Genomic DNA, 15,403 nt, shown 5'->3' with positions numbered 1-15,403 from the left:
TCTCTAAGGCTACCATCTACCGATACCTCAGCGAAAAAGAGACCTGAGCGCGACGCCAGTACCCCGATCCGGGCTTAACGCCCTATTCTGCACCCAGCCGGAGTCGACCCCCAGTAGTTCGCAGCGGGGTTAGCAAGAGCTGTTGCCGACGGCTGTTCATCCTCGGCCGTCTCCGGAGAACAGCCGGTCATGGCCACACCGACTGTGAGAAACAAGATTCCCAGTACTTTGCTTTCAACATTCATATTTGCTCCCTTTCAACTTCGGATCAATGCGGGCCATGGGCGACCGTCAACGCGTGGTGCAGAGCAGCTTCCATGAACGCCCGTTCCGCCTTGCTTTCCCCCGGCAGATCAAGCGAGGCTTTCCGCTCCGCCCCACCTGCGGGAAGTATCCGTCCTTCCATAACCGTGCCCCAGACGCCGACGTTTCGGATCTCCATCGCGTCGACTGAGAGGGGGTTCGCATCGAGGATAGTGAAGTTTGCCCGCTTGCCGGGAGAGATCGTCCCGATCTCGTCCTCGAGCTTCAGCGAGTAAGCCGCCTCGATGGTGACCCCACGCAGCGCTTCCTCGACGGTCACGCGTTGGTCCGGCCCCGCGATCCGGCCCGAGGTCGTCAGGCGGTTCACCGCGCACCAAATAAGGAACAAAGGATCGGCCGGTGCCATAGGCATGTCGGAGTGGAGCGACCACGGGATACCCGCCCGCGAGACGTCGCCGAGGCGCACCATCTCGTCCGCGCGCTCTGGGCCGAGGCCCACCTTCCCGTATTGATCGGCCAGCGCCGCGACGTAGTAGGGATTGCCGCTGACGATGGCACCAAGCGCCTTGATGCGGCTGACCTGATCGGCGCCGCTCACCGCGAAATGCACGAGCACGGTCCGGTGATCGTAGCGCGGGTTGCGCCGCAGGTTGGTCTCGAGGGTGTCGAGAACGCGGTTCAAACCCTCATCGCCGTTGACGTGGATGTGGATCTGGTAGCCTGCGTCCCAGTAAATCCGGAAGGCGCGCTCGAAGACGTCCCGGTCCATCATCCACTCGCCCGTGTGGCTATCGAGGTAGGGATCGCGCACCTGCATAAGCTGCGAATAGATAGCCCCGTCTGCGAAGAGCTTGACCTGCTTCGACGTCATACCCGTCATGCCGCCATACCAAGAGGCGAGCTTCTCGGTCTCGGCAATGACCTGCGCGTCGTCGGCATACATGCCGACCATGCTCTTGCCGTCCGGCATGAAGGACCAGCGAAACGGCATGTCGGGGCTCGAGAAGACGGCGTTAACTCCGTCCTGAACGGGTTTGGCAAGAATGCCGCCCGGCTCGTTGCCGAAGGTAATCCCCTTGGCGTGCATGTAGTCCCTGCTGAGTTCAAGACCGGCCTGAAGCCTCTCGGGGCTTGCCACCATCGTAGCGATGTGGGGCAGGATCGCGAACATACCCTGTTCCCAATAGTGGCCATCCTCGTAGTTGCTCTGCTCCCTCGCTGACGCGGAGAAGGCCGCGTAGGCTTCGCGGGTAAGCCCGCCGCGCTCGAGTGTGGCGGTGTTCAGGAAGAACTCATGACAAGAGCGACCCCAGACGAGGATCGGCCGGGTTGTGCTGATGGCGTCGAGCTCGGCTCGGGTCAGGGAGCCGTAGAACGCCGGATGATAGCCCCATGTCAGGACCGGCTCGTCGGAACCGGGCGCCGCCGCGACGGCGGCCGTCAGCCGGTCAATGAAGTCCTGCTTGTCCTTCACGGCCGGCACAGTCCCCGAGGGCAGGACCCAGTCCTCGATCGACAGGATCTCTGACGACATGGTCAGCGCGGCGAGCACCGGGTGGTCATGCTGGGCCACGAAGCCCGGAACGATCACGTGGTCGGCGAAGGTCGTGTCGACGTCGTGGGGCTGGTCGCCGAGGATCGCGGTCGTCTCCTCGAGGCTCCCGACCCAGAGGATTCGCCCGCCTACGACCGCCACCGCCTCGGCGGACGGCTGCGTCGGCTCCAGCGTGACGATCTCGCGAGCGGTGTAGATGGTAGCCTTTGGCGCGGCCATTGCGAGGCTTCCCACGTCTTGCAACGATCCAGTTAGCGCGATGGCCCGCCCCGCCGGCGTCAGTGACGTCGCTCCCAAAAGACTGGCCCAGACAAAAGTTCTCCGGTTCAAGTTGGTCATTTTGTTCAAGCCTCCCAGCTCACTGTGTCAAATGCATTTTAAGTGAGACACGACGGATCACCAGTCTTTTCGGTCGCAGGACTGACATGTATTCATGCATCGACCGAAAGTCCGCTTCGCACCCGAGGTTTCAAATGCCGCGAACTAAAGCAATGTCGAAAAAGGGCTCTCTGCCCGAATTAGCCGCACGCACAACGAACGGCTGCTTCACGATCTAGGTCGGAAATGCTTGACGTTTGGGCCAGAATTGAATGACGCGATTTTCCTGTTTCTTGGGGTTTAGGCGGCCCAAAGAGTCAAAGGTTTGCGACGTTCCACACGGGACTGTCAATGGTCGCGGGGCAGGGGTGGTGCGGCCCGCAACCGAAGGTGAGGACACGGCCCTGACACGCGACGACCGGCGTAAGCCGGGCGCTTGCCAATTGACCGGCCAGGGCAGGTCTGTTGGGCGGACAAAAACCAAATGGAAAACTGCCTGATCCGATAGAGCGCAAGCGGAATCGGGTCAGACCTTTGGGATATGTGATCTGCGCGTCTCGCGCGGATCTCGAAAGACTGACTGCGACAGTCGATCGTTACCCGTATGGGCCGATCCGCGCTGTCCTGGGCGACCATGCTGGCCGTGTGAGGTGCTGGCTCTTGTGCGACAGTAGGACGGCACATCAGGCCGCAGGGAGACAGGGCAGGGTGGTTCGGGGCGAAAGCCGCCTGCCGGCTGAAGCCTAGAGCGCGGTTTGGTGCCATTCGCGCCAAAGTCGCCAACAACCATCTATTGCAGCAAAAGCTAGTTTATGCCAAAAGTTGAACGGTAAAAATTCGGCTCGCCTTGGGCGAGATACGCTGAGTAAAGAGGAAAAAACTGTTGAAGCATCCCGTTGATGTTCATGTAGGACGCCGCATCCGACACGCGCGCTGGAGCGCTGGAAAAACCCAAAAAGAAGTGGCGGACAGTCTCAAGATCAGTTTCCAGCAACTTCAAAAATACGAAACGGCAGGCAACCGAGTGAGCGCGTCAAAGCTATTCGAGCTTGCCGACGAATTTGGTGTTCCTGTCACCCATTTTTTTGAAGGGCTTCAGGACAACTTGGCCGACGACCGTACCCCCATCATTCATGCTGAGTTTCTGCAAGATCGGGAAGCGGTTGAGCTGATACGGATGTACTATCAAACGCCGGAAAGCCTACGCGAACAGATCTTCGGACTGGCGCGTGCTATGGCAAAAGGGAAAAAGAACTGACTGTTGCTGAAACGCGCATGTTCGCTTTATGTTCGCGCTCATGCCATTCGAGAAAATCACCCTTGCTCCGGCCTGGGCGCTCAGGCTCAACGACCTCGCCGCAACGGATGCACTTGTCACAAAATGCTTTATCTGCGACCGAGTTTGGCGAGTTCCGCCGCACCGGCTGTATGCCAAATTCAGAGCGCATACACATGTCTGAGACATAGTGGATTTTTTCACCTGTCGCGGGTGCGGCGGAAAAACCTGCACATGGCATGTTGAACGCGCCTATCACGAACACGACCGACCAGGAGAGGGGCATCAGCCCCCGCCGCCGCAACGCGGCGGCTCCCCCGAGGATATTTAGGGAAAGATGATGACATTAGCGCGCTGACGCTTGCAAAACTAGCTAACAACTATATTATGGAGACGCGGTACAGGGTGGGAACCCGATGGCCGTGAAAGGTGATAACCTTGAGCCGGTGCCTGATGGCGCCGGCTTTTTCACACGCCGGAAGCGAGAAAACAGATGAAAGAGATATTCAACGTAGGTGAAACGATCCTGCTCGATGGAAAACCCCTGTCGCTGGTGACGCGAGATGGTGTTGAAGGCTGGATTGAAGAGGGGACGCAATACAGCTGTCGGTATGACCAGGTGAAAGATCCGATTACTGGAAAACAGAAGTATCGCTGCCTGTTTGAAATCGCTCAGGAAGCCATGCCGTTTGTGCTGGTCGGAGATCCGGACAGAGGGGATGGGCGCGTGATCTTGTTTGATGAAAGGCCGCAGTCGGATCAATGGCCGCAGGCGCTTAAGAGACGGCAATAAGGTTAAATTCAGGACAAGAGGCCGAAGCCGGAGCGCAAACCGCAACGGTACGGGCCTCTCAGGCCGTTCTCGTGGGCCAAGATGCGTGCAATCGTGCACGAGATCAACGAGAGGCGCGATTTTGGACCCGGATTCGGGTGGAAAATCGCGCAAGCCGACCAAATGGCGGACGAATTTGAAACAACAGCCAGGCGGAAAGTGATGGCGGGGTTGAAGCATCACAAACCGCGGCGGCGCGCGAGGCCAATGAGACTTCCGACGAGATTCAAATCGCCAGTTTCATAGCGTCTTGTCCAGGCACGCAATGCGCCGCCGGGGTTTTTGACAGGACTGGTCGGGTGATCACGGTTGGCGTCGATCACAAGAACACAGATGGCAGCCCCTTCGGGGCCCATGGCGCGGCAAGCTTGAACCCAAGCATCATGATTGATCCCGAGGTGGGGTTTGAGCATTTCAGCTGCGTCAACAATGTGGTGCATGGAAATACTGGTTGGGTCAGCACATCGGGCTTCGATGTGGATTTGCATGTCGGGTCCAGCAAGGTCAAAAAAGCGCTTCGGGTTCAACGATTGCTGAAATCTAAGCTTGAAAGCTGCGTCTGCCGCTTCATCCTTGTTTTCATTGCAATGTGATGGGCCGTCAGGCCCGTCACCAATAAAATCAGTGTCCGAGGCGTTAGCCGAGGTCCGTGTAGGGTTGCTTGCATTACAGTTTACAGAATTAGATTCATAAGTGTCCTCTTGTATAAAGGAGCGGAAGTTTTCTTCCGCTCGACAGGAAGAATCAGGACACATTTGAAGCAACTCATCGAACCGTCCACAAAGGGCTTCACAGTCCAAAACATGCGCTTCCAGCGCATCGAGCGACATGGCGCGAAGCTTTGAACTGTGGGGCCATTGCTCAAATGCTTGGGTTGCGGCCCAGAAATCCGTTGTTTGGACCAGCTGAGGGGAAGCGGCTTCGATCCGACGCTTGATGGAGCGCAGGTGGGAACTGCGAAGCTGTACCAGCTCGCGGATACGGGCGCGATCGGCACGAATGCGGTCACGAAGCTCGATCAGATCCGGCACAAGATCAATCAGCCGGGAAAACACGATACCGCATTTACCATAGAATGACCGCGAGCCATTCGCCTTTACACGTTTCTCAATGAGACCGTGTACCGCTTCGAGAGCGTGTTCGTCGTTGCGAAGCGCCCGTTCGGTTTTGCCCAGGGCAAGAGCTGTGTCAGTTTGCGGCGCAAAGTAAACCGGCTCGGCCTCTGAAGAAGTCCATGCCGAAGGTTTGGTATAACCCATCATGTAGAGAAGGGCGCTCAGGCGTCTTGCGCGCAAGCCTATGGCCGGGGCGATCTCGATCAAGAGTTGTTCGACCTGGCTGCGTTCCCACCCTTGGGGAAGAACTGGAAAATATGTCTGGTTCATCTGCTGTCCTCGATGTGTTGAAGCGAGGCGGCCTTGCAGGCAAATCTTCTCTATTCGCATAAATGCGTTTTTTGCTTGCCTGACATGTCGGGGGGGTGATAAAACCGTAGTCGAACGAATTGTGATTGTTTCGACTATCTGGAAGTTGGCGCTTCCTGGTCTTAAGCCCCCCTCGTAAGGTCGCCGCCTTGCGGGGGTTTCGTTTTTTTGGGGTTCCGTATCCTCCTTTCGATTCTCTTTACCGTAGCACACAAGACCTCGCGTGTCGGGGCCGTAGTGATGCCAAGTATTGCGTCTGGGGCTAATTCTTGTGGTTTACCCAAGAGTTAGGCCAAGGCACAATTTGAGCGGTCGCACAAATGCGTTTTTTGCTTGCCGTATCCATGTCTGGGGTGATAAAACCGGAGCTGAGTTAGAGAGCTTCTTCGCGATTGCCGTCGCTAGGCTTTATCAGAAAACCCCCCGTTAGGTTGCCGCCTTGCGGGGGTTTCTATTTCTGGGAACTGCTCCTTTCCTTTGGTTTCATTGTATCTGCCTCGTGATTCTTATGTTCTTAGCAACAGACATATAGAAATTAGTAATCCGTCGCAATTATTGTGGCCCCCGATTAGGGGGCCACAACAGTTAGTAGTTCACCTGCTCGAAACCGTAATTGCCTTCATAGTCGCGCCAGTCGATGAAAACGGAACGATGCCAAATATTGGGACAGCTTGTACCGTAGCCTTCCATGCCTGTATGAGCTGGCGGCAGGGCGCTGGCCGATGATCGGTTCCAATTGAAGTCGCCCTGCGTGCCATAAGTTCCAAGCTCAACGACAGACCAGCGTTCACAACGGCTCCCACCGCTTTCTCTATCTTCTCGACTCTGACGCGCCCAACGGACGTGAAAGAGGCGGATGGAACGCACGAAATCGAAGTCTTTGCCGCCAATATCAATATCAGCGACCCCGTTTTCCGTGCTTAGGCCGTTGATGAGCTGAAGCATGGTGTCTTCGGGAAGACGTTGTGCAGTTCCGCCGCTCTTACGGAAAACGGCGGGCTGCGGTTCCAACTGTAGATCAGTGAGTGGGGTTGTTGGAACAGATTGCTTCAGCGTGCTGTCGTCCATGAGAATTTCATAGATGCGGTCAGCGGTCAGCGTCGATGGGTCAACATCAAATGATGCGCCCATGGGGCAGCGCCAAATCTGCAAAGGCGGCTCGATGGGCCAGGGTGTAATGCGCCGGATGAACTCGGCACGAGCGCGAGCGCAAGGCACAGACGCAGGCCAACCGCCAGATAGGCAAAGAAGGATAGCGCAGTCAATTTGATATGATTGTGCTTTCGCCGGTGCTGGTGCGCCCGCAAGTGCGAAAAGCGAAGCGACGCCAGCGGCGGCGTGGATAAAGGTGCGGGGTAGCTTCATGGCAAATCTCCAATCAATTGATAGTTTTTAAGCACAAAACCACCTTTCATTGCAATAGATAGCTATCAGAGCCGCCAGCTACTCCTTGTCGCTGCTTGGCCGGAAGGTTAAGAAGATGGTTATAGTCGGTGATTGCTTGCTGGATGCCTTCACGAGTGGCCGAACCCGAGGCGTTCAGGCAGTTAAGGTATTCGGCGGCAAGGCGGAAATAGTCATTATACTCTTGCGAGAGTTCATTTCGATACTCGATCTGCATTTCAGGATCGGATGGCAAAACAGGAAGGGCAGGGGGAACGCAGAAAACTTCTTGGGTGATTGCTGCTTGCGAGCTGAACGACAGCAAACACATTGCTGCTGTAAGTACCTGCAACAGCTTACAAAACCTAGTAGTTAGACCGGCGTTTACGGAACGCGAGCGCAAAGAGAAGGCTTTCCTCTTAGGCTGATTCAGGTATGGCGTATGCCGTAGGGTCATGTTAAGCGCGTTTCAACCTTCGGTTACAACTGCAATTGCCCAGCCCTGGTGTGCAGGCAATTTATGAGGAACATAAGGCCAAGGGTCTAGCGACTGCAAGAGCTATGTTGAAAAGCAATAAATAGCTGTTGACACTTCTAACCACTTCCCGCATCAATAACTAGCTAATGGCATCTTGACTATGGTGACGTTAGCAAAAGTTGGTTATTGCTCCTGTCGTCCACAAATCAAAAAACGACCGGAGCCCCAAAATGGAAACGATCTCGCCAGTGACCGTCTTAGCGAAAGTGAAGAAGGATCTGGGTGAAGGGGGGCGGCTCGAAGTCGAATGCGAAGAAACAGTCCATAAGGACGGAAGCCAGATGCGCGGTCGCTGGATCTTCTTCTTACTCAGTGAGGGTGAAGATGGCGAAACATACCGGTCTCAGGTGGTTGTGTGGAAGACTGTGGAACCAAAGGCAATTGTGACTGTGAACGGTCTCGCCGCCTTTGCAAAGGAACTTCGAATTACTGTCCCTGATTTCCCGCTGAACGCGGGTGAAAAAGGGGTGTGGCGAATTGACGAAGGCTGTTCAAGTACGAGTAGCGACCGCTAGTAAAGGGTTTCTTTGGTCAGTTCTGGCATCAACCTTCTGCCAGGTCGCACAAGCCGAAGTTTTGGATGTAACAGGTGGTGAGTATTCGACCGTTCAAAGGTCTTCTGGGCCTTTGGTGTCGGGTGTTCTAGACCTTGAACGTCCAAAACAGCCCCTTCCAGAAGCAGAGGAAGAGACGCCGCCTCCAAGGGCGGTGTCTCTTCCGGTTCCCAACACCGGTCGGCGTGGTAGTCCGCAGATCGAAGGTTTGATTCAAGAAATCGCGCTTCACTACTCACGGCATAGAGGTATTCGCGCAGCCGACCTCTCAACAACTGAGTGGGTAGCGCTTTTTCGAGCCAATATCGCCATTGAAAGCAATTTCAGACAGTCCGCGCGCTCGCATGTAGGCGCAATTGGCCTGGGGCAGCTCATGCCCGAAACCGCTCGGCGGCTCGGCGTAGATCCACATGATGCAAGGCAGAACCTTCATGGTTCGGCCCGGTATTTGCTGATGCAGCTCGAAAGGTTTGGATCAAAGGAATTGGCTTTGGCTGCGTACAACGCAGGGCCAGAGGCAGTCACTCGGCATGGCGGCATTCCGCCGTATCGAGAAACGCAGGGGCACGTCAGGAAAGTGCTCGCAATCTTCCATCAAACAACTGGACAGGAGACTACATGAAAACCCTTGGGAAATGGATGAAGACAAATGTGGGATTGCTGTTTGCAATCCTGCCGATTTTCGTACTTGCGGCGGAGCCAGCCTTGGCGCAGAACCTCGATCCGCTGGAAAACATGTTGCAGACCGTCGTGGATGCGCTGACTGGCCCGATCGGGCGGCTGATCGCCATTCTCGCCGTGGTAGCAGCTGGCTACATGATGTTCACGGGTCGCCTGAACTGGCCTTTGTTCCTCGCCATTTTCTTTGGCGTGGTTCTGGTCTTCTCGGCCGCAACAATCATCGACGGTTTCGCCGCGCCTTAAGTAGACACATTGCCTCGCGCCGCAATTGGCGGCGCGGGGTTTCACCGTTTGGATATGCACAATGCGAGAAACACCAGTTTTCCTTGGCCTGACGCGACCACCGAAATTCTTTGGACTGCCGATAGGCTATTTCATTGGGTTGATGCTCGGCGCGCTCATTCCATTCGTCGCGCTGGATGAATGGAAATTCATGCTACTGATACCGGTCGTTTATCCCGTGTTGTGGCTTATCGCTGATCGCAATCCGCACCTCTTTGAGATTATGGCAACGGTTTACTCGAAAACCCCGCCAACGAAAAACCGGAAGATCCACGGCGGCGATAGCTATGGGCCGATGTTGAGCGCTCCAAACAAAGCGACACAGGAATTACTTGGAGCCGAAGTATTGAAAGAAGATCCGGCAGCACGTCATATCCCATATCTTGCGGGTTTGACCGATGAAATCATTATCACCCGGCAAGGCGACCTGATGGCGAGTGCTGTGATCGGCGGGCTGGATAGTCTGACGTCAGAAGAAGTTGAAGTGGATGTTCAGGCAGAGGCTTTCGCGCGGCAAGTTGGTCAATTGGGTGAACAGTTTGGCTTTTACGTCAATAAGATCACGGTTCCGCAAGAGCTTGACCTGAAGCCCGTCGATTATGATGGGTTTTCTACCGAAGTGGATACGCGCTGGCGGAGCGAGCTTGACAGGCGAAAACTGCAACGGCGTATGATCATCTTGTCTGTTTTTCTGCGTCCATCACTCACGGACAAACTCGGTCTCGGTGCTTGGCTTTCTCCCCAAAAGGAAGAAGCCGAGTATCGAGCCGAGCTGATGGAGCGCATTGATCGTCTCAATGAGGCGATGCGTATTCTCGAAGGGATGCAGAAAGACACAGGGTTTCGGCGTCTGAACCTGAAGGATGGCGAGTGGCTGGGTTTGTTGGGAACCATCCAAGGTCAACCTTTCCAAAAGCGTCATGCTTTGCCAGGGCAATATCTTTCAAATGTTGTTTCTAACAGCACGTTCACCTTCAAGGATCGTGTTGTTGAAATCAGCGACGGTCAGACCAAGCGATATGCCTCGATGTTGGGCATTCACGCATATTGCGCGCAATCCACACCGGACATGCTTGATAAGCTGGATTTGCCGCATGACATTGTGATCACCAACAGCTTCACGCCACTACGGAACAACACGACCGTCGAGAAAATGAAGCTTGTTCGTCGGCAGATGAAGGCAACCGACGACGCGGCGGTCTCAGATGCTCTGGCATTGGAAGAGTCGGCAGACAATGTGGCGTCCGGACGACAGGTCTATGGACTGCATCACATGTCAATCATGATCGTTGCAGGCACTCGTGACGAGCTTGAAAAAGCCACGTCCGAGGTTTGGCAAGCTGCTCAGGAAACAGGCGCAACGCTGGTTCGGGAGCGGGCAGAATTTGCGGTCTTTAAGGGCGCGTTCTCCACAACCTTTTATGGGCAGGCGCCGGGCAACTGGTCCTATCGGCCGCGAGCGGTCATGAACTCATCGAACAACTTTTCGGAGTTTGCAGCATTCCACAAAAGCGCCGGTGGCAGGCCAGCTGAAATGTCCCCTTGGGGGGAGAATATCACGGTTCTGCCAACGGTCTCATCCAGTGCGTATCGCTTCAATTTTCATGAAGCTGGCAAACGTACTGAAGAACCAAGCGCGGGGCATACGCTTGTGATCGGTCGTCCCGGCTCAGGTAAGACGCTTGGGACAGCATTTCTGATGGCTCAGGCTCGTCGGGTGGGCGCTCGGGTTATTGTCTTCGACAAGGATCAAGGTTTGGAAATGGCTGTTCGCGCGATGAATGGAAGCTACAGCGCTATTCGAGTGGGTGAAGCAACAGGCTTCAACCCATTTCAAACCGAGACAGATGAACGTGGGACAGCATGGCTTACAGATTGGCTCAGCGACATTCTGGGGCGTCACAAGTCGCTTGATACGACGCAGACAGTCGCATTGAACAATGCCGTTCGACAGATCGTATCCGCAGCCCCAAATCTGCGCAACTTCAAGGGGCTGGAATCTCTTGTTGCATCCACAGACGACAAGGGCGAGCTGCTGGAAAGAGTACGAGAGTGGACGGAGCAAGGTCGGTACGGTTGGATTTTCAGTAAGAAATCAGATGCGCCTATTGAGATGGGCGAAGAGATTGTGGGCATTGATATGTCCGAAATCCTTGATCTCGACACCGAGCGTTCCGCCGTTTTGGCCTATCTCTTCCGCCGTATCGAGCGCGTGATTGAAGACCGCGAACCCACAATGATCGTGATTGATGAAGCATGGAAGATGCTCAATGACGAGATCTTCGTGAAGCGGCTGCACGACTGGCTTGTTACCATGCGGAAAAAGAACTGTGTGGTTGTGATGCTGACACAGACGCCGGGGCACTTGGAACAAAGCCAGGTCGGGCAAATCATTGCTGAAACAGTTAACACGCAAATTCTGTTCCCGAACAACCGTGCGAAGCCCGAAGACTATAAAATCCTTCGGACAAACGAAAGTGAAGCCGCGTTCCTCTGTGCTGGTGCTGGTGGAGCGCGCATCGCCCTGATCCGGTCAGCTGGGGACAGCGTTTTCGTGGATTATGATCTCTCGGGTTTGGGCGGCGCATTGACCGTGCTCGGTGGCGGACGAACTGGCGAAGAAAAGGCCCCCCACGGGTGGCGGCAAAACCCTCAATTCTGGAAGGAAATGCTATGAGAATTATAGTGATGATTGCGGCTGTGGCCGCCCTCGCAGCCTGCGAGGGAACAACCACTGGTCGTAAGTCAGAGTGCTTTGGTCAAAGGAGCGCTGATGGCACTTATGTTGCTACGCGGAACGCAACAAATCACTTCACGATCAGCGCGAGTGACACTCCGGGGGGGCGCTATGATTGCGACTACCAGAGCTTCTAAGGCCGCCGCGTTTCTTCTCGCAACCAGTGTCGCTTCGTCGGCGCTGGCGCAGGGCGTTCCAGTGATTGACGGGAATAATCTGGCTCAGAATATCTCGCGTCTTACCGAAGCGCTGCGTGATGCTACTGACCAGGGTACGAAGATCGAAAACCGCGACAGCTTGGTTGAGCTGAAGGAAGAGCAACGGGAAGCTTATGAGCGGTTCTTGGCGGAATCGACGGGGACGACAAATGTTGCTGGGATAGAGGGCGGCTCGGTGAACTTCCCGAGCGCCGCAGAAGCCTACCCCGTCACAGAAACGGAAAACCAAGACGCACAGCGCCTGTTTGGTGACAATGCTTCTGTTGAACAGATGATTATTACCGTTGCTCGGCGGTATGAAGGCCATGCGGGTGTGTCGGCGGCTGGTCTAAATCCGCTGACTTGGCGCATTCTGTTTCAATCGCTGATTAAACAGGAAAGCCGTTTCAACAACGCTGCTGTAAGTCATGTGGGCGCGCGGGGTTTTTGTCAGCTGATGCCTGGGACCGCTGCTGATCTCGGCGTGAATCCTTACGATCCGTGGGAAAACCTAGATGGTGGTGCGCGGTACATTTTGACCCAGCTTGCGAGGTATGGCCGCGTAGATTATGCCCTTGCGGCCTATAACGCTGGCCCGGGCAACGTGAACAAGTATGGCGGCATTCCGCCCTTTGAAGAAACTCAGAACTATGTTCGTCGTATCAAGGGTTACTATGACGAATATCTTTCGGTGATCACAGGTGTCGATATGACAGGATCGCTGGATGGGATCGACGGGGCGAATGCCGCATGGGGCAACTACGCAGATGCCTCGATGGGTTATGGCTCCTATCAATCCGAACAGATCAACGGAGCGATGCGCCGGATCGCGGCAATCCTTGATCAAGGCGACCGTCAGAACGTCAAAGAAGCCTACGATTGGAATACCTATTTGATGGCAGAAAGGGCCCGTCTGATGGCTCTGACGCTGCGCCTGCGCGCAGCTCATGTGAAAGTCGAAGCAGCGCAAGGTTTGAACGAAGCCTCGCAACAACTTCAAGCAACCACCTTTTGGGAGTACAACGAATGAAACTGAAACCATTTCTTTGCGCGGCCCTGGTGGCCGCAGGTTTGAACGGAACCATTGGTGCCGCACCTGTCTATGCACAGGGCGTTCCTGTTATCGACGGGTCCAACCTCGCCAAGAACATCGAGCAATTGCAGCAGGCGTTGGCTGATGCGGAGCGACAGCTTCAGCAGATCGAACAGCTGCAAGAACAGATCCAACAGCTGACCGACATTAACGGATTGCTGGAAAACGTCCTGGGATCAATCACGGGTCTCAACGAGATCGGCAATCTGTACAATTCGGTCGAGGATATTCGCAGCCGTGCTGAGAAAATCACCGATCTGAGCGGCTTCATGGACTCGCTCGCAATTGGCGATTTCGATGGCCTGTTGGATAGCCTCTTGGATGGCGAAGTCACCATGGGCGACAAGATGGCCGCCGAGGCTGTTCAAGACACGCTGTCAAGTGCAGGGTTTACACCCGAAACCCTGAGCGGGCTTTCAAGCTCAGACAATGTGTCGGATGGCACGATCGCGCAAACTGCGGCAGCAAACGCCACAGCAATGGCTGCTGCACAATTGTCCTATGAAGAAGCAGGGCAGAGCATCGAGCGCACGTCTGGACTTGTTGACGAGATTGGCAGTGCCGACACGCTGAAAGAATCTGTGGATCTCAACACCAGAATGGCAGCTGAGACCAACTACATGCTGGGCCAGATGTGGCGCTTGAACGCCGCACAAGGGCTTGCTTCGGGTCAGAACGGCATCAACTGGGCCGCAGAACAGGCCAAAGAGCGCGCGTTCTTCGATTTCTCGGGAGCGGCAGAATGATCAGGAAAAGTCTTCTCGCACTCGCACTGATGGCTGTCTGCACACCCGCATTGTCACAGGACATAGAGGCGATGAACCCGAAAGAGTTGCAAGGCGCTGCGGCCGCGGCTGTCGTTTCTGAAGACGCAGATTTGCTTCTTGAAATCATGCAGGAAATGCAGCGTCGAGAAATGCTGTTCTTCAAGGAAGACCGCGCTGCGATATGCGATAGGGAGCCAGCAAAAACCGGGTACTTCGAAACAGCTCATCCGTTCCATCACGGCGCTGCAAAGCAGTGGTATTTTATGAAGCTGCGCGAAATTCGGTTGGCCGAACAAAGCTGTGAATGCTTGGCGGCAGCTGCGAGTTTTGACGACCTGTTACAGGAACAATTCAGCGTCACGACCGAAACTATGACCGAAGAGGTCTTTTTCGCGATGCGTGATGAGCGAGAGAGCAATCGTCGCGCCATAGATGAAAACTACCGAGCGTTTCACAGCGCCAACTGCCGGGGAGAATAAACATTGGCAGTGATTGAAACCCTTCTCACGACAGTGGACACGGCGGTTGCAAGCATCGGCGGCACGATTTTTAACTCGGTTGCCGCTGAGGTGCTGCCCATCGTGCAGGTGGGGTCGGTACTCATTATTGCACTGACTGGCGCTAACCTCGCCATTCAAGCCATTCCTATGACATTGCAGAACGGCGTCAGCCTCATGTTACGGATTGCTCTCGTCTATATATTCGTGAGTTCCTTCAACAATTTTGATGCTGTCTACGGTGTCCTGACTGACGCACCAGCCGAATTTGGTGCCGTGGTGCTTAACGAAATCACGGGCGGTAGTGTCACAAACCTTTATGACGGCCTAGATGAATTGTATGGTCGTGCGCTCGATGTAGGAGACGCCGTAAGCCAGAACGGTAGCTTCATAGCAGGTGCTATTGCGGGCGTGCTGATGTTTCTGGTCGCCGCACTTATGGCCGTTGTCAGTGTCATCATGATCGGCGGCGCGAAGCTCATGATCGGCGTGCTGATCATTCTTGGACCAGTTGCAGTGGCGACCGCTCTTTTCAAACAATCAGCACCATTTTTCGAAGCCTATGTAAAAATGGCTCTCGGTTTCGCACTTGTCCCGCTACTGGCGGCTGCAATGGCGGGCTTCACTATAGCCGCTGCCACCGATGTAGTTCCCGACGATCTGAGTTCCGTTGACACGATAGGGGATATGGTGAGCTTCATCGTGATCATGCTTTTGGGGACTGGCCTTATGGCAATGATCCCCAGCACATCTTCTTCACTTGCACAAACCGGGATCGGTCTAACCGCTGCTGCCGCAGCAACCTATGTGCAGGGCCGTAAAGGTCTTGACGCCGGTAAAGCAGGGGCCAGTGCAACTGGTGGAGCCATTGGTGGGGCATATCGCGCCGCCAGAGGTCAGGCGCTCGATGCTGGAGCAAGCCGAGCCTCGAAAGTCGGACACGCGACGGTCAGCAAGGTTCAATATCTTGCGAACCGACTGAGAAAATAAACGGAATTGACGAGT

The 15,403-nt window shown here is 55.1% G+C and carries 14 protein-coding genes; 10 read left to right on the top strand and 4 right to left on the bottom strand.

Translation table 11 applies throughout. From position 1 onward, the window contains the following. Nucleotides 1–268: 268 nt before the first annotated feature. Nucleotides 269–2,158, bottom strand: a complete 1,890-nt coding sequence (locus AC2FME_RS17215; protein WP_496686707.1) for an amidohydrolase — start codon at nt 2,156–2,158, stop codon at nt 269–271. A gap of 862 nt (nt 2,159–3,020) precedes the next feature. On the opposite strand from AC2FME_RS17215, the gene AC2FME_RS17210 reads away from it, so the two are divergent. After that, on the top strand, nt 3,021–3,395 hold the full coding sequence (locus AC2FME_RS17210; protein WP_496801090.1) for a helix-turn-helix domain-containing protein: 375 nt from the start codon (nt 3,021–3,023) through the stop codon (nt 3,393–3,395). A 511-nt stretch (nt 3,396–3,906) separates the two neighbouring features. Continuing rightward, nucleotides 3,907–4,206: a hypothetical protein gene (locus AC2FME_RS17205; protein WP_496801089.1), complete on the top strand. Its 300-nt coding sequence runs from the start codon at nt 3,907–3,909 to the stop codon at nt 4,204–4,206. 218 nt (nt 4,207–4,424) lie between these two features. Here the strand turns inward: AC2FME_RS17205 and repC are convergent, their stop codons facing one another. The 3 genes from repC to AC2FME_RS17190 all read right to left on the bottom strand — a co-directional run bounded on the left by repC (nt 4,425) and on the right by AC2FME_RS17190 (nt 7,404). Then, nucleotides 4,425–5,630: a replication initiation protein RepC gene (gene repC / locus AC2FME_RS17200; protein WP_496801088.1), complete on the bottom strand. Its 1,206-nt coding sequence runs from the start codon at nt 5,628–5,630 to the stop codon at nt 4,425–4,427. A gap of 624 nt (nt 5,631–6,254) precedes the next feature. Continuing rightward, the gene (locus AC2FME_RS17195) at nt 6,255–7,034 is read right to left on the bottom strand and encodes a hypothetical protein (protein ID WP_496801087.1); all 780 of its coding nucleotides are present in this window, start codon (nt 7,032–7,034) and stop codon (nt 6,255–6,257) included. Nucleotides 7,035–7,080: 46 nt separating this feature from the next. Beyond that, the gene (locus tag AC2FME_RS17190) at nt 7,081–7,404 is read right to left on the bottom strand and encodes a hypothetical protein (protein WP_496801086.1); all 324 of its coding nucleotides are present in this window, start codon (nt 7,402–7,404) and stop codon (nt 7,081–7,083) included. A 356-nt stretch (nt 7,405–7,760) separates the two neighbouring features. Between AC2FME_RS17190 and AC2FME_RS17185 the strand changes: the two genes are divergently transcribed. The 8 genes from AC2FME_RS17185 to AC2FME_RS17150 all read left to right on the top strand — a co-directional run bounded on the left by AC2FME_RS17185 (nt 7,761) and on the right by AC2FME_RS17150 (nt 15,388). Next, the gene (locus AC2FME_RS17185) at nt 7,761–8,105 is read left to right on the top strand and encodes a hypothetical protein (protein ID WP_209260352.1); all 345 of its coding nucleotides are present in this window, start codon (nt 7,761–7,763) and stop codon (nt 8,103–8,105) included. After that, nucleotides 8,068–8,766: a lytic transglycosylase domain-containing protein gene (locus tag AC2FME_RS17180; RefSeq protein ID WP_496801085.1), complete on the top strand. Its 699-nt coding sequence runs from the start codon at nt 8,068–8,070 to the stop codon at nt 8,764–8,766. The genes AC2FME_RS17185 and AC2FME_RS17180 overlap by 38 nt, the downstream gene beginning before the upstream one ends. Beyond that, a complete protein-coding gene (locus AC2FME_RS17175) occupies nt 8,763–9,068 on the top strand; it encodes a TrbC/VirB2 family protein (RefSeq protein WP_286197205.1) in 306 nt (101 codons plus the stop codon). The genes AC2FME_RS17180 and AC2FME_RS17175 overlap by 4 nt, the downstream gene beginning before the upstream one ends. 61 nt (nt 9,069–9,129) lie before the next feature. Continuing rightward, nucleotides 9,130–11,784 (top strand): VirB4 family type IV secretion/conjugal transfer ATPase, encoded by a 2,655-nt coding sequence (locus AC2FME_RS17170; RefSeq protein WP_496801084.1) that lies wholly within the window; start codon nt 9,130–9,132, stop codon nt 11,782–11,784. A 171-nt stretch (nt 11,785–11,955) separates the two neighbouring features. After that, the gene (locus tag AC2FME_RS17165; RefSeq protein ID WP_496801083.1) at nt 11,956–13,071 is read left to right on the top strand and encodes a lytic transglycosylase domain-containing protein; all 1,116 of its coding nucleotides are present in this window, start codon (nt 11,956–11,958) and stop codon (nt 13,069–13,071) included. Beyond that, complete coding sequence (locus AC2FME_RS17160; RefSeq protein ID WP_496801082.1) at nt 13,068–13,880, top strand: type IV secretion system protein; 813 nt, start codon at nt 13,068–13,070, stop codon at nt 13,878–13,880. The genes AC2FME_RS17165 and AC2FME_RS17160 overlap by 4 nt, the downstream gene beginning before the upstream one ends. Next, complete coding sequence (locus AC2FME_RS17155; RefSeq protein WP_496801081.1) at nt 13,877–14,380, top strand: hypothetical protein; 504 nt, start codon at nt 13,877–13,879, stop codon at nt 14,378–14,380. The genes AC2FME_RS17160 and AC2FME_RS17155 overlap by 4 nt, the downstream gene beginning before the upstream one ends. Before the next feature lie 9 nt (nt 14,381–14,389). Continuing rightward, nucleotides 14,390–15,388: a TrbL/VirB6 family protein gene (locus tag AC2FME_RS17150; protein WP_244462828.1), complete on the top strand. Its 999-nt coding sequence runs from the start codon at nt 14,390–14,392 to the stop codon at nt 15,386–15,388. Nucleotides 15,389–15,403: the final 15 nt, after the last annotated feature.

This window comes from Ruegeria sp. BHSC026, from assembly GCF_059613065.1.
Note: the sequence above shows the minus strand (reverse complement) of the source record. Positions and strands in the feature narration are given on the sequence as shown.